This is a genomic window from Blautia sp. HCP3S3_G3 (assembly GCF_052063365.1).
Taxonomy (GTDB): Bacteria; Bacillota; Clostridia; order Lachnospirales; family Lachnospiraceae; genus Blautia_A.
Genome location: NZ_JBQHXR010000007.1, coordinates 41796 through 61963, shown reverse-complemented (window position 1 = coordinate 61963; position 20168 = coordinate 41796). Strand labels below are relative to the sequence as shown.

The window sequence follows — 20168 nt, the reverse complement described above, 5'->3', positions numbered from 1 at the left end:
TCGCTGAAAATATCAGGAAAACACTCTGATGCTGTACAATGATAAAGGAGAGGCGGTGAAGAAATGCTTCTGAACATCGGTCTTCCGCTGGTGATTGCGGGGACTGCTGCAGTAATGGATCTGGCTGTTTCGCGGGTGACAAATGAATGGATTTTGTTTTCTGTGATAGTCACTTTTTTCTGGAGGATTCTGCAGGATGGAATAAACGGAATTCCAATGTTTGCGGCGGGAGTGATCATACCGGCACTGATATTGGGCGGTCTGTTTTATTTCCGTATGCTGGGTGCAGGGGATATTAAATTGTTTTGTGTACTTGGCGGAGTTATGGGTCCTGAAACAGTGGTGAAATGTATCATCAGTTCTTTTTTACTGGGAGCAGTCATTTCTTTGGCAATTCTGATCTTCTGCGGAAGTTTCTTAACAAGGATTCAATATCTGATCCGTTATTTCCAGAGATTTTTCCAGACAGGAGAAGTCACGCCGTATCGCAGAAAAGGCATGACTTTGGAAAATTTTCACTTTACAATACCTGTTTTTATGAGTGTCGTGCTTTATGCAGGAGGTGTCTATTGAGAAAAAACATTTTTGCAGTCTGTGATCTGGAGGTGGATTACGCTTACAATTTCATGGATTATCTGAATCAGAAGAAGAATATTCCTTTTGAAATCCAGGCATTTACCAGTGTACAGAATCTGATTGCTTACGGAAAAGAAAATCATATTGAGTTGCTGCTGATTTCCGGGAAAGCAATGTGCCGGGAAGTTCAGGAACTGGATATCGGGAAAATTGTGATTCTTTCGGAGGGGGTACATGCTCCGGGACTTGATCAGTATCCCAGTGTTTATAAATATCAGTCTTCTTCGGATGTGATAAGAGAAGTTATGGCGTGTTACGGGGAAGAGAAGGCCGTTCTTCCGGTCCAGTTTCCGGTATTGAAGAAGACTACGGAAATACTGGGGGTGTATTCCCCGTTGGGGCGCTGCCTGAAAACATCTTTTGCATTGACCCTGGGACAGGTGCTTGCAAGGGAGAGAGCTGTGCTTTATCTGAACCTGGAAGAATATTCCGGATTTGAGGAACTGATGGGAAGAGGATTCAATCATAATCTGAGTGATCTTCTGTATTATGTCCGTCAGGAAAATCAGAATCTGATGGTAAAGATGAACAGTATGATACAGACCATTAATAATCTGGATTACATACCGCCGGTGCAGGCACCTGCGGATATTCTCGGAACCTCGTGGAAAGACTGGGAAAGGTTGCTTTCGGAGCTTGTGATGCACAGTTCCTATGAAGTGGTCGTGCTGGATATCGGGAATGGGATTGAGGAATTATTCCAGCTGCTGGACCAGTGTAAAAGAATTTATATGCCGGTTTTGACAGATGTGATCTCCACATGCAAAATTTCGCAGTTTGAAAATCTTCTGCGAATCTGGGATTATCCGCAGGTATTGTCAAAAACAGTGAAAGTCAGGCTTCCGTTTCATGCCGGTCCTTCTGCTCCGGAAACATATGTAGAGCAGCTTCCATGGAGTGAACTTGGTGACTATGTAAGAGAATTGCTGAGAAAGGATATGGAATGAGCAGGGATCATTTTTGCAGAATCAGAGGACTTCTGATGGAAAAACTGGATTTATCCAGAGAACTGAGTGATGAAGAAATTCTGGAAACCATTGATGAGCTGATATTGAATAACGTGAGAGAGGAACGCCTTCCGCTGAAAGAAAAAGTGGAATTGAGACAGGAACTTTTTTATTCAGTGAGAAAATTGGATGTGCTTCAGGAACTTCTGGAAGATAATTCTGTGACGGAGATCATGGTGAATGGTCCGGATGCGATTTTTGTTGAGCGCGGCGGCAGACTGAGCCGTTGGAACAAGAGTTTTACATGCAGAGAAAAACTGGAGGATGTGATTCAGCAGATTGTCGGACGCTGCAACCGGGTGGTAAATGAATCTATGCCGATTGTGGATGCCAGACTGGAAGGCGGTGCCAGAGTGAATGCAGTTGTTGCGCCGGTAGCACTGAATGGACCAATTCTCACGATTCGAAGATTTCCGGATGAACCCATTACCATGGAGAAGCTGATTTCTCTCGGCAGTCTGCCCGGAGAATGTGCGGAATTTCTGGCGGCTCTTGTACGTGCCAGATACAGCATGGTAATCGGAGGTGGAACCGGAAGCGGCAAAACCACGTTTCTTGGAGCACTTTCTGACTTTATACCAAAGGATGAGCGCCTGATCACGATTGAGGATAATGCAGAACTGAAAATTCAGGGGATTGCCAATCTTGTACGCCTGGAAGCAAAAATGGCGAACATGGAAGGAGCAGCGTCTGTCACAATCCGTGATCTGATCAGGTCAGCTTTGAGAATGAGGCCGGACAGGTTGATTATAGGAGAGGTGCGGGGCGGTGAAGCAGTGGATATGCTGCAGGCGTTAAATACCGGTCACGACGGGAGTTTAAGCACAGCTCACGCAAATTCAGCCAGAGATATGCTTTCCAGACTGGAGACGATGACTCTGATGGGAGTAGACCTGCCGCTGGAAGCGATCAGGCGGCAGATCGCCTCAGGCGTGGATATTCTGATCCATCTTGGCAGGATGCGGGATAAATCAAGAAAAGTACTGGAAATTGCAGAAATATGTGGATTTGAGAACAATGAAATCATCATTCATCCGCTTTACCGGTGGCAGGAAGGAGAAGGACTTGTCCGGATGGAACCACTGCTTAACCGGGAAAAGCTGGAACGGGCGGGGGTTACCATATGAAACAGAATTATGGAGAATATCATTTTACGGTACGGGAAATTGTGAAGTATCTGACACAGAGTATTTTGTTGTGTGCGGCAGTGGATTATCTCTTTTATAAGAGCTGGTGGGTGATGATCAGTGCAGTGCCGGCAGCGTTTTTTTATCTGAAATGGAAACGGGCGCAGATGATACGGGAACGGAGAAAAAAATTGAATTATCAGTTCAAAGATGCGCTGAATTCTCTGAGTGTTGCTGTGCAGGCCGGATATTCCGTGGAAAATGCGGTTTCTGCATGCGCAAGGGATCTGGAACGGCTTTATACCGGAAATGAAGATATTTTGAAGGAATTTCATTATATTGAAAGCCAGCAGAGAGTCAGTGTACCTGTAGAAGAACTTTTTCTCGATCTTGGAGCTCGTTCACAGGTGGAAGATATCGAAAATTTTGCATCCGTTTTTTATACGGCAAAGCGTACAGGCGGAGATATGGACAAAGTGATTCAGAAAGTAGCCAGAATGCTGGGGGATAAAATTGATGTAAAAAAAGAGATTGAAACGACTTTGGCAGCAAAAAAGTCAGAACAGGCAATTATGAGTCTTATGCCTGCGGGGATTATTCTTTATCTGCAGGTCAGTTCTCCCGGTTTTCTCAGTGTATTGTATGGAAACCCGTTTGGAATCTGTGCCATGACTGTCTGTCTGGGAATTTATGCTGCTGCATATTGGATGGGCAGGAAAATTGTAGATATTGAAGTATAAAGGAGCTGACAGAATGGGAGTACATATCATTCTCTTTGTGATCGTTTCCGGTGTATTTGCTGTCTGGAAAGTCGGATGGTTTCGTCTGGAACTTCTGGATGACAAAAAAGGGCGTCGGCTCTTTCTGGCAGTGGCATTAGCCGGAAATTTTCTTGGACTGGTTGTGACCTGGCAGAGCGGCAGCGGGACTGTATATTCCAATGGGTGTCAGTTAGAAAAAAATATAGATGATACCTATGACGAAAAATTCATGGTTTCTGTGGACGGAGAACAGGCGGGAAGCATTCATGTGCAGGTTCCGGAAAAAGAGAGCGAAGATGATGAGCAGAAACGTGCAGAGGAAAACGCAGAGGAATCTCTGGAACAGAGGTTATCAGATGCGGTGGTTCTCTATAATGAAGAAAAGAATGATCCGGATTATTATTACCTTCCGGCAGAATGGGAAGGAAAACATTTGGAATGGGAAATTCCAGGAGATCATTCCGGAACACTTCTGGCAGCATTGAGTTTCTTTGCAGCACTGACAGTTCTGGTGAAACAGGTGCAGGATGAGCAGGAAGCGAGAAAAAAACGGACAGAACAGCTTCTAATGGACTATCCCGGACTTGTGATGAAATTTACTCTTCTTGTTCAGGCAGGAATGCCGGTGCGGAGAGCATTTCAGAAGATGGCACTGGATTACAGAAAAAAATCACCGGAGCAGAAACGGTATGCTTATGAAGAAATTGTAAGAGTGTGCCGGGAAATGGAAAGTGGGGTTTCTGAGGCAGAAGCCTATCGAAAGTTTGGCGAGCGCTGCGGTCAGATCAAGTATAAGACATTTTCGGTACTGTTGATTCAAAACCTGCAGAAAGGAAGCAGACGAATGTCGGAACTTCTGGAAAAAGAGTCGATGGAAGCCTGGGATGAAAGAAAACGAAAGGCGAGAGTGATGGGAGAGGCGGCAGCAACAAAGCTTCTGCTGCCTATGATGATGATGCTTGCTGTGGTCATGGCAATTATTATGGTACCGGCTTTCCTCTCGTTTTATGGATGAAGATAAAATTTCTGATATTTTTATGGAGGGTGAGAAATATGAGCAGATTCTGGAAACTGGCGAAGAGTTTTGCAAGAGAAGAAGATGCAGTGGGTGTTGTGGAAATTATCCTGATTACGGTTGTACTGATTGGACTTGTTGTAATCTTCAGAGATCAGCTTACCAGCCTTGTCAATAAATTGTTATCCAAGATCACAAAGCAGAGTAATGCAGTTTGATCTTCGGCAATGATTGGTAAGCAAAGACTTTCAGGTATTATTTACAGGTAAAGATTTGCAGAGAAAATTTGCAGACGAAAATTTGTAAGTGAAAATTTATAAGTAAAGATTTGTAAGCAGAGGTTTTACAGAAGGAGGTGTATTTCATTGACGAAAAAAGGAAGTGTGACGGTATTTCTGGCGCTTGTACTGAGCCTGATGCTTTCTCTGATCTGTACCAGTGTGGAGTCTGTTCGTATGGCTGCTGCCAGGACACAGATTCTGGGAAGTCTTGATATTGGATTGTATTCTCTGTTCGGTCAGTATGACAGCAGTCTTCTGAAGGAATATGATCTGTTTTTTCTGGATGGTTCCTGCGGAGGAGGAATGCTGCATATGGCTGGACTGTACGATAATATGAAGTCTTATATGGAACCCGTATTGAAGCAGAACAGTCAGAAGCTTTCGATTGTTCAGGGTGGTTTTACCGGATACCGGCTGGCAACAGACGAAGAAGGGGAAGCTTTCTATCACCAGATTGTGCAGTACATGAAAGAAACTCTGGGAAGTCAGGGGATACAGCTCCTTCTGAAACAAACGAAAGAACGTCAGAAGAAAACAAAGGAAGCGGAAGAAAGCGGTAATCAGGCTGAGAATGGAAAGATGCTGGAGTCGTATGAGTCAGAGATGAACTCTGCAGCGCAGAGCAGTCAGGCCGCGCAGGAAGCACAGCAGCAGAACCAGAATGGCGGAAATAATGCAGATGTATTTGGGAGTGGGCCGGGGGATGCCGGAGCTCCTTCGTTTTCCAGTAATGCGGACCAGAACGTTGTAAATCCTGTGACTGTGATTCAGAGAATCCGTAAAATGGGGCTTCTCCAGTTGGTTCTGCCTCCGGGAAGGAGTGTTTCTGATAAGAAAATTTCCAGAAAAACTCTGGTTTCCGGAAGAACACTACAGAAGGGATTTGGGTTCACAGAGACTCTGAAAAAAGACACATCGTATACATCAGGACTTTTGTATCAGCAATATCTGATGGAGAAACTCGGGAATTTCCGCCGTCCGTCTTCCAAAGGTCTGGGATATCAGGTGGAATATATTCTGGAAGGAAAGGATAATGATCTGGATAATCTAAAAGCAGTGGCAGGAAAGCTTCTGATTATCAGGGAGGGTGTGAATTTTGCGCACCTACTTTCGGAACCGGGGAAGCGTTCTCAGGCAGCAGCACTGGCAGCAGGTATAGCAGCCACATTTTTGATTCCGCCTGCAGTATCTGTGATCGAAAAGGCACTGCTTTTATGCTGGGCATTTGGAGAGAGCATTCTGGATGTACGGGAGCTTCTGGACGGTGGGAAAGTGCCGCTTGTAAAATCAGCAGCAGACTGGCAGCTTTCACTTGGAAATTTGTCCAATTTAATGGACAGTCTGGACACCCGAAGACACAGCGTAAAAGATGGAATGTCTTATGAGGATTATCTGCAGGTACTTTTACTGTCAAAAAGCAGGAATGTGAAATTGAAACGGGGAATGGATATGGTGGAACTTGGAATTCGTTCAATGCCGCAAAGAGATCAGTTTCTTCTGGATTCCTGCATTACAGCCATCGAAGCGTCTGTGGATGTCCAGGCAAACAGGAGGAAGGTATTTACTGTGACGAAACAATATGGTTATGAATAACCAACACAGAAAAGGGGTGTGAAAAGATGCTTTTTCGAAAAGAAACAACCAGGTACTGGTGGAAAAAGAACAGACATGAGATAGACAGTACTGAGAAAAAAGAACGGAAAAAGAATAAGGAAATATGCTTAAAAAAATATATCAAAGAAAGGAAACGCTCTCATAAAAGCCTTCGGTTTCTGTTTGCCCCGATGAACAGAAATTTTAGTATTCTTTTTGAAAAGGCATCTTTTGGCACCTCTTTTCAAGGTCTCAGAAAAGCAAGCCTTGCGGTGGAAACGGCACTGATACTTCCCCTGTTTTTTCTGGGAATGGTAACGATGATTTCCTTTATGAATGTATATAAACAACAGACAGAACATCTCATGAAAGCATGTGAGACAGCAAAACAGTCAGGGATGTATGCATATGCGCTGGATGGGAGTGGTGTGGAGGAAATTACGATACCTGATGTATATTCCTATAAACCGGTCGGAGGAATTGTGCCTCTTCCCAGAGTGTGGATGCATAATGCGATAAAAGTACATGCATGGACAGGCAAAACATATGAAACATTTGGCGATAACAGTACAGAAGAGGAAGAGATGGTTTTTGTAACAGAATCCGGCGGAGTGTATCACAGAAATCCGGGGTGCAGTTATCTGAATGTATCAATCAGTCAGGCGAGCGGAAGCAAAATTTCTTCTATGAAAAATGCATATGGCGAAAAGTATACAGCGTGTGAAAAATGCAGCCGGAATCAAAAGCCGGACGGGACTGTTTATATTACACAGAAAAGTAACCGTTATCATAATCAGGCTTCCTGCAGCGGTCTGAAAAGGACAGTACGTATGGTAAAATTATCAGAGGCAGGTACAGAGCATGCATGCAGCCGCTGCGGCTGACGGAAATGATGAAAGAGGAAACGTACAAAATGATCAGAGAAGTAAGTGTTTTGGTGTTTCTGGCTGTTAATGCCTGGACAGACAGTCAGAAGAGAGAGATTTCCCTGCTTGCAGTTCTGTTGTTTGCTGCAGGCGGATTATTCTGGTCACTGCAGAGTGGGAGAAGTATTTTTCACGCTTTGATTCCACTTGGGACAGGGATGGTGGTGCTGGTTCTGGCTGTCCTTACGAGAGGGGCAGTGGGAATGGGAGATGCGTGGGTATTACTGGATCTTGGAATTGTTCTGGAAACAGGAGAATTTCTTATAACAGTGTGTCTGGGTGTTTTATTGTCCGGTGGATGCGCCATGATATTACTGGCATTAAAAAAAGCAGGAAGGAGAACAGAAATTCCTTTTGTTCCGTTCCTTCTGGCAGGATATGTGGGAGGATTACTGTTATGCTGAACAGGAATGGAAAGCGAGAGTAGAAAAAATGAGGATAAAAAAAGATATAGAAGAAAAGTTAAAACAAAAATCAAAACAAAAATCAAAACAAAGCTCAGAATCAGATATAAAACAGGGAAGTTTTACTGTGGAGGCTGCCTGTATAATGCCGATGGTCTTTCTGGTTGTTTTCGGGCTTTTGTATCTGTGTTTTTTTGTGCACAACCGGGCATGGCTGACAGCGGCTGCATATGAGTCTGCATTGGTTGGAAGCATGGAAGCGGTAAAAGAGAATGGACAGGTTTATGATGCTGCCTCAGCGCGCAGCAGGGAACTTGGGAATGTGGGATTTTTTGGAGCGGAAAACCTGCAGGTGCAGACAAATACAGGTAAGAAAGTACAGGTAATATACAGCCTGGATACGATTGCTTCCTATGGGGGATTTCGCTGGAGCCAGAAGGTGAGCGGGAGTTCCCTGATTATCCGTCCGGTCAAAAGAATCCGGACGATCAAGGCTGTTTCAGATCTGGCACGGAACTGATCAATACATGGTCTGGTAAATGAGCTGTGCTGCCAGGGAGATGGATAAGCCGGATGTATCAGTTATTTAGTATACGATGTATTGGTACATCGTATACCTGTATGAGCAGCAGGAGGGGAAGTCACATGCGTGCGGAATATAAACGTGATATGAATCATAATTATCTGATTTTGCAGGGAGATCAGGAGGTGGATACGTCTTCGTATCAAGTAAGGATGCTGGCAGGAAATGTACTGCCATCTATTCTCAGATGCAGACTGCAGGGGCTGGATGGGAAAATTCTGTTTTATTATGAGATTACTTCCAGACAGTCACTGGTGTCTCTGTATGAACAGAAAAAGTTTGGGATTGAGGATCTGAGACTGATATTTGGCGGTTTTCTTCAGGTAATGGAGGAGATGGGAGAATATCTTCTGAATCCCGGTCAGCTGGTATTTGATCCGGAATATGTCTTTCTGGATGTGGAAAAGAAAAATCTGCAGTTTTGCTACCTTCCGGGATATGCGAGAGAAGTGCAGGAACAGCTTCAGTCTTTCACGGAATATATTCTGCCAAAGCTTGATCATGAGGATGCACAGGCAGTTATGCTGGGATACAGTGTGTACCGCAGTGCTCTGGAAGATTGTTTTCATCTGGAGCATATCAAACAGGTGATGTATCAGGAAAAAGAAGCAAAACTCCCGGAAATTCCTTTGCAGGATATTTCATTTTCCAGAAAGGAAACTGTTGGAGAAACGGAAGCATCAGAAGATGTTTCATGGAGCAGGGAAGAATCTGTATCAGGAAAATACGATGCAGAAAAGAGAAAAGATGTGACCGGAGATAAGAAGAAAACAAACACAGGAAAAATAACAATGGTGATAACCGTTGTTCTGTGCGGTCTGGGGCTTGTAGGAGTTTTGGCGGCAAATCTACTGGGATATCTTCCGTGGCTTTGTGTGGAAGCCGCAATGGGAGCGGGTCTGGTATTTTTGGGAATTGGAGTATCTGTTTATCTTGTTTCTCAAAAAAAGAAACGAAAAGAAGAGAAAAACTGGAGAAAGGAAGTGCAGGAAAAAAGAAGGCAGAAAATGGCAGGAGATGAGACGGAAAAAACGTGCTCGGAGAGTCGGGAGAAACGATGGGAGAATAATGGTCCTATACAAAGAAGTCAGGAGTATCCGCTGAATGAAACTTTCCTACAGGAGAAATCAGAATATACAGGGAATGGAAGGAACGGAGCAAAAGAAAAGAAGAATACAGAGATTAGTCAGACAGATAAAAACGTTACCGATAATCGTGCATCTGTTGACTTTGGAGAGACCGTCGTTCTGTCATCAAATACGATGTCCGGCCCTTCCAGTCTGGTAAGCAGGGAACCAGGGGAACTGGCAACCATTTATCTGAAAGAGGACATTACAATCATTGGAAAACTGGAAACGGCCTGTGATGCCGTGATTCCGCTGCCGACAGTAAGCAGAATTCATTGTAAGATCAGAAAAAGAGATGATGGGTATTATCTTACTGATCTGAATTCCAGAAATGGCACGTCCATTAATGGAAAAATGCTGAAAGGTGCGGAGGAATACCTTTTGCATAATGAAGATGAAGTGGATTTTGCACAGGCAAGATATATTTTTCTATCATAGGAAAGTGTTTTGTCAATAGAAATAAATCATGCTGCGGCGGAGAGGAATTATATTTCTATATTGCTAAAGCAATCCTCCGCAGGTGGAGAATCCTGCGGAGCAGGATTTTTCTCAAGGAATAACCAGATGAATGTTCGGGAAAGGAAATTTATAAAACAGAGAGTTTGGCGGAAGATTTCCACAATTACTGCCGGACAATGTGGTAAAGTATATATGGATATTCAGTAACATGTTTTTTGCCGGAAGTTCATTCTGATGTAAAAAGAAAGCCCATTCCGATACAAAAATGTATAAAAATACAGATTAGCCTGAACCAAAAATGAAATTTGTGTTGGTACAATAGTTTACATAATCCTTTGAATCTGCTACAATAATCCCGATTCCAATATGTGATGTATAAAATATGGACAGGAAGAGCCGGATCCTGTAATGCAAAGGAGATATTGTGAACGAAATAAAAAACGAACTAAAAAAAGAACCGATGACTGCAGTGATGCTGATTCTGAATTTACTGGTTTTTCTCGTGGTAGAAATTACCGGGGGCAGTCAGGATATCGGGCATATGCTGGAATGCGGTGCTGCTTATACTCCGCTTATTCTTGAGCAGGGACAATGGTACCGGATTTTTACCTGTATGTTTCTGCATTTTGGTATGGAGCATCTTGCCAATAATATGCTGGTACTGTTTGTACTTGGAGGAAGACTGGAACGTACAGTGGGGAAAATAAAATTCCTGCTCATCTATCTTATTGGAGGCATGGCAGGAAATGTTCTGTCATTGATACTGGATATGAAATCTATGGATTTTGCAGTTTCTGCCGGAGCTTCCGGAGCGGTCTTTGCGGTGATGGGAGCCATGATCTATGTACTTCTGCGCAGTAAAGGGCGTGTAGAAGATATTACTGTCCGTCAGATGGTGATCATGGCTGCCTTTTCCTTATACTTTGGCTTAACCAGCAGCGGTGTGGACAATGCTGCCCACATTGGAGGTATGTTCAGCGGTTTTGTACTCGCTGTTATCCTGTATCATCCAAGAAAAATACGAACTTCAGTGCCCTGATCGGGGACACTGCTGATTTCCAGATGACCGCCATGTGCTTCGATGATCTGTCGTGTGATTGGGAGCCCAAGCCCTGTGCCGCCGGATTTGAATGTAACAAAGGGGGTAAAGATGTCCGGCTGCTGCGAGTGAGTGATTCCACAGCCGTTATCACATATGGAGATACGTATGCCATCCGGCAGTATATTTGCCTGTACTTTGATCTTTCCCTGGGGATGAGAAATTGCTTCCTGAGCATTGCGCAGGAGATTCAGCAGCGCCTGGCGCATTTTTGTCCGGTCAAGAGGAATCGTGGGCAGATGAGAAGGGATGTCTGTTTCCAGTGTGATTCCCAGATATTCCAGAGCCGGTCTGCAGGAAGCCAGAAAGGAACTCAGAAAAGAGTACAGTTCTGTCGGACACAGAGTCAGTTTTCCGGCATTATTGTAATCAGACAATTCATTTAGCAGTTCTTTGATATATTCCAGATTATCCATAATATCATCCCAGCCTTCGTAGGTTGAAATCTCCGGGTGAGAGGAAACCATAAGCTGCAGCTCGCTGCTGACGAGTGCAAGAGGGTTACGGAGTTCGTGGGAAAGTTTGGAAAGGGTAAAACGGAATTCTTTTTCCTGTTGTTCTGCTGTGGTATTAGCCTGCATATCATCACCTCATGAGGAAGTGTATCACTGCTGTTTTGTGTAATCAATGAATTTCGTATTGAAAAAATCGACAAAATACGAGAAAATAAAGGAAATATCCCATAAAACAAAGGGAGTATTCCATAAAACAAAGGAGGAGAAAAACTATGGAAAATTGTATTTTTTGTAAAATCGCGAATGGAGAAATTCCTGCTGCAACTTTATATGAGGACGAGGATTTTCGTGTAATTCTGGATCTTGGCCCTGCAAGCAAGGGACATGCGTTGATTCTTCCGAAGAGTCATGCTGCGAATATTTATGAACTGTCGGATGAGCTGGCTGCGAAAGCAATGATCCTTGCAAAAAAAATGGCGGTAAAAATGACAGAAGCTTTGAAATGTGATGGATTTAATATTGTACAGAACAATGGAGAAACTGCAGGCCAGACGGTATTTCATTTCCATATGCATCTGATTCCAAGATATACGGGAGATGGTGTTGGTCTGACCTGGACGCCGGGAACGCTGACCGACGAAATAAAAGAAGAAATTCTTACTAAAATGAATGCATAGAGTCTGTTAAGGGACGGAGATTGTACGAATGATGAATCATAATGAGAATTTTGATGATATTTATCTGAAATACTGGAAATTCTCAGTGAAAGTTGCGATGAAAATTGTAAAAAACAAAGCAGTAGCGGAGGATATCAGCCAGGAAACATTTTGTAAATTGTTCAGGCTTGGTGATAAACTGGATATGAGTAATGATGGCAAACTGGAATCGCTGATTTTTACCGCTACTGTCAATACTGCCAAGGATTACTATAAAAAAGCATATGTGAAACGGGAACAGTTTCCATTGGAAAAGGAAAATGCGGACGCAAAAAGCCGCGATGAAAAATATAACCCGGAGGAGAGGATCCTTCGCATGGAGAAAAAAGAGTACCAGAAGCTGGTATTGCAGAGACTTCGGGATAAGAATCCGATCAATTATGAAATCCTGATTAAAATAAAAGTGATGGGAATGTCGCCGGAATCGGTTGCTGAGGAATACGGTCTCACACGTAACGGTGTGAATAACCGTATTCTCAGAATGAAAGAGTGGATGAATAGCGAATTAGAGAAATTGTATCGTAAGAAACGATAAGTTTATCTGTTTGCGCATTCTTCAATCAGGGCAGTAATCTGCCGGATGGAATCCATCTGGCTGCTTCCTGTCATGGTATCGATATAAGTCTGACGTTTTGCATATAATTCTCTGATTGCCTTCAGCAGAGAGTCTTCTGTGATTTCCTCTTCTTCCAGGACCATACTGTAACCCTGACGCTCGAAAGAACGGGCATTAAGGATCTGGTCACCCCGGCTGGCTTTTGCAGAGAGAGGAATCAGAAGATTGGGTTTATGGAGGGCATGAATTTCACAGATTGCATTGGCACCGGCACGGGAAATTACGATATCGGCGAGAGCAAACAAGTCAGGAAGTTCCTGCTTGATATATTCATACTGTACGTAGCCTTCCGTACCAGTAAGGCTTTCATCTGTTTTGCCTTTTCCGCAGAGATGGATGACCTGAAATTCTTTCAGTAATTCCGGAAGGATTTTACGTATGTTTTCATTGACAGATGCCGCACCAAGGCTTCCGCCGATTACCATGAGAACAGGCTTCTGGTCGTTGAAACCACAGAATTTACGGGCCGTTTCTTTGTTGCCGTTCATAAGTTCCTGACGAATTGGGGTACCGGTAAGCACTGCCTTGTTTTCCGGGAGACTTTTGACTGTTTCCGGGAAATTGCAGCAGACCTTGGCAGCAGATGGAATACACAATTTATTAGCAAGACCGGGGGTCATGTCTGATTCGTGGATGATGGCTGGAATTTTACAGCGTTTGGCCGCAATGACTACGGGAACAGTGACAAAACCTCCTTTTGAGAATACAACGTCAGGTTTCAGTTGCTTGAGAAGTTTTTTTGCTTCTCCAAAACCTTTTAAAACACGGAAAGGATCTGAAAAGTTTTTCAGATCAAAGTAACGTCTTAATTTACCGGAAGAAATTCCATAATAGGGAATTCCCATTTCTTCAATGAGTTTTTTTTCGATTCCTTCGTAGGAACCGATATAGGAAATGGTGTAGCCTTTTTCCTGAAGGGTGGGAATCAGTGCGATATTGGGGGTAACATGCCCGGCAGTACCTCCACCGGTAAGTACGATATGTTTCATAGGGGTACCTCCTGAAAAATCATTGTTTTATGGTAACTGTTCAGTATCCTGCGGGATCACAGTTGCTGAATAGTTGTGTTTATTACAATTACTATGAACCCCTGTGGCAAAATTGTCAAGGAAAGATAAATTTTTGGGAGAAAAACATGGAGAAAAAATACGAAGAGGATGAGTTTGATCAATTAATCAATGATCAGTTTATCAGGGAAGCGGAAATCATGAAAGAGGCTCTTTTCTCCGGCGATGAGGATACGGAGGAGTATGAAGTTTCAGAAGAGGAAATGAAGGAATCTTATCAGAAACTGATGCGGCGTCTGAAAGAGGAAGAAGCTTTCCGGGAAGATAGACAAATCAGGAATGGTCAGCCGGAAAAGGAGAAAAACCCCGAAGCTGAGTTGAGGAACCGTGTGATTCCGATGAGGAAGAAGGCGGGTATTAGGTGCAGTACAGTGAAAGTTGCAGGAATTGCGGCGATTGTTGGAATGTGTGTATTCGGAGCGGGTATGACCAGAGAATCAAATATGGGTGAGGCTGCAGAACGCATGGAACATCTGATAGAAGGTGACAGTGTGGCAGTTTATGCTCATAATGCGGAGTCACTTTCTGCATATGAGAAAGAGGTGGAAAGATAAAAATTAAGCGAGATATTCATGAGGCTGCTTCGTATTATAAGTTGTAAGGGTGAGTTTGCGATGAAGAAGCGAGGTGATAGATTACACCGTAAAAAGGTTGGATAAAGAACGATTCTTAAGCAAACAATAATCTTCTTCTGCTACTCCGGGACGACAAACGGAAAGGCAGAGATTTACAACTGAATAGCGGGGCATGATATCGTGTGAAGGATGAAATAGAAAAGTTTTTTAATACCTGCAAACTGCCTTTGCCATCTGCAGCAGTAGAATGTCCGCATGATTTATCAGCAAACGACAAAAATTGTCATTTCAGTTAAGATTTGTGAAGATAAACTTCAGGAAGTAATAATATCTTCATCAGGTCTGCTGTTTTCTGTACAACTGCCACTGTACAGGGAAAATGGCTGATTTTGTCAGACGTGGATCAATATATGGAACTGCATTTATGAAATTGCGGAATTCTGCCACAATTCCGGGAAGGATGGATGCAGGGAATTGATCTGTGAAATGTAATACCAAAAGGAAAGAAAACAAATCGAACCAAAGCAAAAGCGAAAAAGGAAGTCCTCTGTCAGTCAGGGTGTACTTCCTTTTTTTATTATCGAATCCCGGGGAGATAATTTCCGGGAAAATTGAAAAAATGTTGTGAATGCAATGAAAAAGAGATAACAGAAATAAGCAATAACAGAAAAACAATAAAAGAAAAAATAATAAAAGAAAAAGCAATAACAGAAAAAACAGTAAAAGAAAAAGAAATAAAAGAAAAACAGCACAATATTTTCAGAAAAAAAGCTGTTAAACAGGGAAATTGTTGTGTATAATAAGGTTATACAGGAAAAACGTGAGGGGGATGTTTTACGGAAAAAAAGGGGGTTTGTGTAATGAAAATAACCTTTATCGGGGCAACCCACGAAGTGACGGGAAGCTGCTATTATCTGGAGGCAGCAGGCAGGAAATTTCTTGTGGATTATGGAATGGAGCAGGGACCGAATTATTACGAGAATAAAGACATTCCGGTAAGTCCCGGGGAACTGGACTTTGTGCTTCTGACACATGCTCACATGGATCATTCCGGAAATTTGCCGGCTCTTTACGCAAAGGGATTCCAGGGTCCAATCTATGCAACGGATGCAACCTGTCATCTGTGCGATATTATGCTTCGGGACAGCGCTCATATCCAGATGTTTGAGGCAGAGTGGCGCAATCGGAAAGGACGCCGCCAGGGAAAACCGGAGTTTATTCCGGCATATACCATGGAAGATGCCCTGGGTGTTCTGCGGAATTTTGTACCGTGTCCGTATCACAAAGTAATCCGGCCGGCAGAGGGAATTGAAGTACGGTTTGCAGATGCAGGACATCTGCTTGGTTCTGCCAGCATTGAGGTGAAAATTACAGAAGATGGTCAGAAAAGAACGATCGTATTTTCCGGTGATATCGGAAATCTGGATCAGCCTTTGATCAAAAATCCGGAATATCTTCACGAAGCGGATTATGTTGTAATGGAATCCACCTATGGAGACCGAAGCCATGGGGAACGGCCGGATTATCCGACACTTCTGGCAGATGTGATTCAGCGTACATTTGACAGAGGTGGAAATCTGGTGATTCCGTCTTTTGCCGTAGGACGTACCCAGGAGATGCTTTATTTCATCCGGCAGATCAAGGCAGAGGGACTGGTTCATGGTCATGACGGTTTTAAAGTATATGTAGACAGCCCGCTTGCCAATGAGGCGACAATGATTTTTGGAGAACATCGCTATGACTGCTTTGATGAGGAAGCGTTGGAACTGATTCAAAAAGGAACCAATCCTATCAGCTTTCCGGGATTGAGGATTTCGGTTACCAGTGATGATTCCAAAGCAATTAATTTTGATGAAGACTGCAAAGTGATTATTTCTGCCAGCGGTATGTGTGATGCAGGAAGGATAAAACACCATCTGAAGCATAATCTCTGGAATGAGAAGAGTACGATTCTGTTTGTCGGCTATCAGGCGGTGGGAACGCTCGGGCGTTCTTTGCTGGAAGGTGCCGGAGAGGTGAAATTGTTTGGCGAGTCTGTGCATGTAGCAGCGGAAATCTGCCAGATGCCCGGTATCAGTGGGCATGCGGATGTGAACGGATTGCTTACCTGGGCGAAAGCTTTTGAAAAAAAGCCGAAAAAAGTGTTTGTTACTCATGGAGAAGACAGTGTGACGGAAGTTTTTGCCAAGCGGCTGAGTGATGAATTGGGATATGATGCAATGGCACCGTTCAGCGGTACGGTTTATGATCTGGCAGCAGATGCCTTTGTTTATGAGACCCAGGGAATCCGGATTCAGAAGAAATCTGCTTCGCCGAAAGCAGCCAGAGCTGCCCGTGCATTTGAGAAATTGGTTGCTCTTGGACACAGACTTATGTCTGTTATCCGTAAGAACGAAGGATGTCCGAACAAGGATCTGGAGCGCTTTTCGAGAGAACTGCAGTCATTGTGTGATAAATGGGACAGAACAGATCTGTAATGGGATAGGACGGATCTATCATATAAAAAAGCACTTGCCCTGTCAGGCGAGTGCTTCTTTGATTGCTTTGGAAAGCTGATCCGGGCAGGATGTGGGACGCGGTCCGCAGTGAATGCCTTCCAGACGTCGGATGACTTCTTCTGCATCCATGCCTTCTACGAGTTTTGCAACGCCCTGTGTGTTGCCGGAACAGCCTCCGATGAATTTTACATTGTGAACTTTTTTGTCATCTGTTATTTCGAATTCGATGGCCTGTGAACAGACTCCGCTTGTTCTGTATCTCATAATGCTTCCTCCTGAGAATATAAAATGAAAATAGAAATAAAACAGTAAGTGTTCGTCTCTGCCCGTTTTGCGGATGAATACGCTTGTCCGGACAAGGAGATACGAATACTTTGAAACTTTTATATTATACCAGATACAGCATAAAGTTTCCACAGTATATGAAGGTCTTTTAAAAAATCAATGATTCTGAATTTTCAAACACGCTCCAGGACCAATCATCACAGAATAAAAGGAAATGATAAATTCCAACATTTCTAAAGAGTAGTGATAAATTACAGTTGGATTAAAATTAAAGATTTGCTATAATATCGTTAGATATCTGGATCTCTGTAAATGAAACTGCAGCGATCCGGTATTTCAGATATCTGGAAAGAGAGGAAATTCAGATGAGATGTATTGGAATTATAGGTGCCATGGAGCAGGAAGTGCTCGGGCTTAAGGAACAGATGCAGGAAGTGAAGATTTCACGCATGGCATCCATGGAATTTTTTGAGGGAATTCTGGAAGGAAAAAAAGTTGTTGTAGTTAAATCCGGTATCGGTAAAGTGAATGCGGCTGTCTGTACGCAGATCCTTGTGGATGTTTTCCATGTGGAAGTGGTGATCAACACTGGTGTTGCGGGAAGTCTGAATAATCAGATCAATATCGGAGATATTGTGGTTTCTACAGACGTGATCCAGCATGATATGGATGTGACGCCGCTTGGTTATCCGAAAGGACAGATTCCGGATATGGAAGTGATGTCTTTTGAGGCAGATGAAGCGCTGCGCAAGCTGGCTCTGCAGTCCTGCAGAGAAGTTAATCCGGATATTGAAGTATTTGAGGGAAGAATTGCATCCGGAGACCAGTTTATTTCCAGCCAGGAAGTAAAAGATTCCATTGTGGAACATTTTGGCGCATATGCGGCAGAGATGGAAGGTGCGTCGATCGGACAGGCAGCCTATCTGAATCATGTGCCGTTTCTGGTAATCCGTGCGATTTCTGATAAAGCAGATGGAAGCGCAAATGTGGATTATCCTGTTTTTGAAGCAGAAGCAATCCGTCACAGTGTAAAACTTACCAGCCGCATGATCCGTGACCTTCAGGGATGATTATGACGCCGTTGGAGAAAATCTTCATAGCGGACTGCGGCATGATTGCTGAGTGATACCGATATGACCGATTTTTCTGCCCCTGCATATACTGAAATAGATGATTCTGAAAGGACACAGGGGCCTTTGTATGTATTATGATAAATTTTATCCGTTTTATATGACCTATGCAAACCCCATGCTTTTGAGCGGGGAGAGAATGCAGGAAAAAGAATTTGAAATGATGAAGTCGTATTATCCGGAAACTGCCAGACGAATTCAGGAGAAAGTGGAAGAAGAATGCGATCGACTGGATTACGAGGGAAGCAGACTTTATGATGAATATCCGGATAAATTTATGCTTTATCAGATGTGCCGCCGTATTCGGGAAGAAGTAGAGCCGGAAATGTCGGTGCAGGAACTTCCGGGAAGATTTCTGGATGATCTGATCCAGGTGCTTTTGTTTCAGGAAATTTCCAGAAGGAGATGCCGCAGGCACCGGTGCAGAGATTTTTATACCGGAAGAAGAGGAAGATTATGAGAAAATTTATGACGGTTCAGCAGAAAGCTTCCATCTGGCTGCTGAACAGATTTGAGAATATAGAGGCATAATGAAAACACAAAATGATTTTTTTGATAAACTGATCAATGAACAGCTGATTCAGGCTGTTCTGAGCGGACCCCGCCGGAAAGACGGGGCTTCCCGGGTGAAGATTCGTCCGGTAGAGCTGAAGGGTGAAATCTATTATCAGGCTTCTGCTTTTGTGGGAAATCAGGTGCTTCATTCCAACTATACGCGGGAAGAAGTCTGTGAGTATCTGGAAAAAGCCATGGACGGAAGTTTTTCTCAGCTTCAGGTTCAGGGATTGGAACTGGACGGAACCATACTGGTGAGCAAAAAAGGCAAAGTAACGATCAGGACAAAGCAAAAAGCAGATACACAGAAGACCGGATTGAAGGGCGAAGGCGACCGCAAGAATGGTTCGAAGGGCGAAGACAGCCGAAAAAATGACACGAACGGCGAAGACGGCTGGAGAACTGGGGAACGCCCTGCAAGAATCCTTTCCCATAACCGTGTGAAGCAGTATATTTTGAAAGAAGGTATTCCGGTACCGTTTCTGGTGGATCTGGGAGTGATGACTGCAGGAGGCAAAATTGTGGCCTCGCGGTATGATAAATTCCGCCAGATCAACCGTTTTCTGGAGTATATCGAGGACATTCTCCCGCAGCTTCCGAGAGACCGGGAAATCACCATTCTGGATTTCGGCTGCGGCAAATCCTATCTGACATTTGCCATGTATTATTATCTTCGGGAACTTCGTGGATACGATGTGAATATTATCGGACTGGACCTGAAGACCGATGTGATTCGAAAGTGCAGTCACCTGGCTGAAACATACGGCTATGAAAAGCTGCATTTTTATCAGGGTGATATTGCGGATTATGAGGGCGTCAGTTCTGTGGATATGGTCGTAACTCTGCATGCGTGTGATACGGCAACAGATTATGCCCATGCCAAAGCTGTGGAATGGGGAGCAGAAGTAATTCTTTCCGTTCCGTGCTGCCAGCATGAACTGAATCGCCAGATCAGAAACGAGATGCTCTCTCCGGTTCTGCATTACGGCATTCTTAAGGAACGTATGGCAGCTCTTATGACAGACGGAATCCGTGCACAGCTTCTGGAGGAACAGGGATATGATACGCAGATTCTGGAATTTATTGATATGGAACATACCCCGAAAAATCTGCTGATTCGTGCAGTCAGAAAAGAAAAGGTACGTCATGCGCATACTCCGGCACTGGAAGACATGATGAGAAAACTTCATGTTTCCCCGACGCTGGCTGCGCTTCTGAAGCCCCGTCCGGAAACGGAAAGAAAGGGGGAATAA

General features: G+C 43.8%; 23 protein-coding genes. 20 read left to right on the top strand and 3 right to left on the bottom strand.

What is annotated here, in order from left to right:
• Nucleotides 1-63 precede the first annotated feature (63 nt).
• From ACTNEW_RS08655 to ACTNEW_RS08600, 12 genes are all read left to right on the top strand, one after another.
• A complete protein-coding gene (locus tag ACTNEW_RS08655) occupies nt 64-573 on the top strand; it encodes a prepilin peptidase (RefSeq protein ID WP_441060002.1) in 510 nt (169 codons plus the stop codon).
• Entirely contained in the window at nt 570-1583 is a 1014-nt protein-coding gene (locus ACTNEW_RS08650; protein WP_441060000.1) for a hypothetical protein, read from the top strand. Before ACTNEW_RS08655 ends, ACTNEW_RS08650 begins: the two co-directional genes overlap by 4 nt.
• The gene (locus tag ACTNEW_RS08645) at nt 1580-2770 is read left to right on the top strand and encodes a CpaF family protein (RefSeq protein ID WP_441059998.1); all 1191 of its coding nucleotides are present in this window, start codon (nt 1580-1582) and stop codon (nt 2768-2770) included. Before ACTNEW_RS08650 ends, ACTNEW_RS08645 begins: the two co-directional genes overlap by 4 nt.
• Nucleotides 2767-3510, top strand: coding sequence for a type II secretion system F family protein (locus tag ACTNEW_RS08640; protein WP_441059996.1), 744 nt, complete (start codon nt 2767-2769; stop codon nt 3508-3510). The genes ACTNEW_RS08645 and ACTNEW_RS08640 overlap by 4 nt, the downstream gene beginning before the upstream one ends.
• Nucleotides 3511-3523: 13 nt before the next feature.
• Nucleotides 3524-4546 (top strand): type II secretion system F family protein, encoded by a 1023-nt coding sequence (locus ACTNEW_RS08635; RefSeq protein WP_441059994.1) that lies wholly within the window; start codon nt 3524-3526, stop codon nt 4544-4546.
• Between the two features lie 38 nt (nt 4547-4584).
• Entirely contained in the window at nt 4585-4764 is a 180-nt protein-coding gene (locus tag ACTNEW_RS08630) for a Flp1 family type IVb pilin (RefSeq protein WP_441059992.1), read from the top strand.
• A gap of 147 nt (nt 4765-4911) precedes the next feature.
• Nucleotides 4912-6420 carry a DUF5702 domain-containing protein gene (locus ACTNEW_RS08625; protein ID WP_441059990.1) on the top strand — a complete coding sequence of 503 codons (1509 nt, stop codon included), beginning with the start codon at nt 4912-4914 and terminating at the stop codon, nt 6418-6420.
• Between the two features lie 26 nt (nt 6421-6446).
• Nucleotides 6447-7304, top strand: coding sequence for a TadE/TadG family type IV pilus assembly protein (locus ACTNEW_RS08620; RefSeq protein WP_441059988.1), 858 nt, complete (start codon nt 6447-6449; stop codon nt 7302-7304).
• A gap of 29 nt (nt 7305-7333) precedes the next feature.
• Nucleotides 7334-7750: a prepilin peptidase gene (locus ACTNEW_RS08615; protein WP_441059986.1), complete on the top strand. Its 417-nt coding sequence runs from the start codon at nt 7334-7336 to the stop codon at nt 7748-7750.
• Nucleotides 7751-7877: 127 nt separating this feature from the next.
• Complete coding sequence (locus ACTNEW_RS08610) at nt 7878-8270, top strand: TadE family protein (protein WP_441059984.1); 393 nt, start codon at nt 7878-7880, stop codon at nt 8268-8270.
• A 125-nt stretch (nt 8271-8395) separates the two neighbouring features.
• Nucleotides 8396-9898: a DUF6382 domain-containing protein gene (locus ACTNEW_RS08605; RefSeq protein ID WP_441059982.1), complete on the top strand. Its 1503-nt coding sequence runs from the start codon at nt 8396-8398 to the stop codon at nt 9896-9898.
• A gap of 445 nt (nt 9899-10343) precedes the next feature.
• Nucleotides 10344-10958, top strand: coding sequence for a rhomboid family intramembrane serine protease (locus ACTNEW_RS08600; RefSeq protein WP_441059980.1), 615 nt, complete (start codon nt 10344-10346; stop codon nt 10956-10958).
• On the opposite strand, the gene ACTNEW_RS08595 is transcribed toward ACTNEW_RS08600, so the two are convergent.
• On the bottom strand, nt 10925-11599 hold the full coding sequence (locus tag ACTNEW_RS08595; protein ID WP_441059978.1) for a sensor histidine kinase: 675 nt from the start codon (nt 11597-11599) through the stop codon (nt 10925-10927). The two genes, ACTNEW_RS08600 and ACTNEW_RS08595, sit on opposite strands and share 34 nt — an antisense overlap.
• A gap of 146 nt (nt 11600-11745) precedes the next feature.
• Here ACTNEW_RS08595 and ACTNEW_RS08590 point away from each other — a divergent pair, with 146 nt between their 5' ends.
• Together ACTNEW_RS08590 and ACTNEW_RS08585 are read left to right on the top strand one after the other, a co-directional pair.
• Entirely contained in the window at nt 11746-12150 is a 405-nt protein-coding gene (locus tag ACTNEW_RS08590; RefSeq protein WP_441059975.1) for an HIT family protein, read from the top strand.
• Nucleotides 12151-12178: 28 nt separating this feature from the next.
• Nucleotides 12179-12724, top strand: a complete 546-nt coding sequence (locus tag ACTNEW_RS08585; RefSeq protein WP_441059973.1) for an RNA polymerase sigma factor — start codon at nt 12179-12181, stop codon at nt 12722-12724.
• 2 nt (nt 12725-12726) lie between these two features.
• Here ACTNEW_RS08585 and ACTNEW_RS08580 read toward each other — a convergent pair whose 3' ends face one another.
• A complete protein-coding gene (locus ACTNEW_RS08580; protein WP_441059971.1) occupies nt 12727-13794 on the bottom strand; it encodes an undecaprenyldiphospho-muramoylpentapeptide beta-N-acetylglucosaminyltransferase in 1068 nt (355 codons plus the stop codon).
• A 146-nt stretch (nt 13795-13940) separates the two neighbouring features.
• On the opposite strand from ACTNEW_RS08580, the gene ACTNEW_RS08575 reads away from it, so the two are divergent.
• From ACTNEW_RS08575 to ACTNEW_RS08565, 3 genes are all read left to right on the top strand, one after another.
• Complete coding sequence (locus tag ACTNEW_RS08575; protein WP_441059969.1) at nt 13941-14426, top strand: hypothetical protein; 486 nt, start codon at nt 13941-13943, stop codon at nt 14424-14426.
• Between the two features lie 632 nt (nt 14427-15058).
• Nucleotides 15059-15247, top strand: coding sequence for a hypothetical protein (locus ACTNEW_RS08570; protein WP_441059967.1), 189 nt, complete (start codon nt 15059-15061; stop codon nt 15245-15247).
• 60 nt (nt 15248-15307) lie between these two features.
• Nucleotides 15308-16924, top strand: a complete 1617-nt coding sequence (locus tag ACTNEW_RS08565) for an MBL fold metallo-hydrolase RNA specificity domain-containing protein (RefSeq protein ID WP_441059965.1) — start codon at nt 15308-15310, stop codon at nt 16922-16924.
• 42 nt (nt 16925-16966) lie between these two features.
• Here the strand turns inward: ACTNEW_RS08565 and ACTNEW_RS08560 are convergent, their stop codons facing one another.
• On the bottom strand, nt 16967-17209 hold the full coding sequence (locus tag ACTNEW_RS08560; RefSeq protein WP_441059963.1) for a TIGR03905 family TSCPD domain-containing protein: 243 nt from the start codon (nt 17207-17209) through the stop codon (nt 16967-16969).
• Nucleotides 17210-17595: 386 nt separating this feature from the next.
• On the opposite strand from ACTNEW_RS08560, the gene ACTNEW_RS08555 reads away from it, so the two are divergent.
• The 3 genes from ACTNEW_RS08555 to ACTNEW_RS08545 all read left to right on the top strand — a co-directional run bounded on the left by ACTNEW_RS08555 (nt 17596) and on the right by ACTNEW_RS08545 (nt 20168).
• Nucleotides 17596-18300: a 5'-methylthioadenosine/adenosylhomocysteine nucleosidase gene (locus ACTNEW_RS08555; RefSeq protein ID WP_441059961.1), complete on the top strand. Its 705-nt coding sequence runs from the start codon at nt 17596-17598 to the stop codon at nt 18298-18300.
• Between the two features lie 130 nt (nt 18301-18430).
• Nucleotides 18431-18820 carry a hypothetical protein gene (locus ACTNEW_RS08550; protein ID WP_441059959.1) on the top strand — a complete coding sequence of 130 codons (390 nt, stop codon included), beginning with the start codon at nt 18431-18433 and terminating at the stop codon, nt 18818-18820.
• A 70-nt stretch (nt 18821-18890) separates the two neighbouring features.
• Complete coding sequence (locus ACTNEW_RS08545) at nt 18891-20168, top strand: class I SAM-dependent methyltransferase (RefSeq protein ID WP_441059957.1); 1278 nt, start codon at nt 18891-18893, stop codon at nt 20166-20168.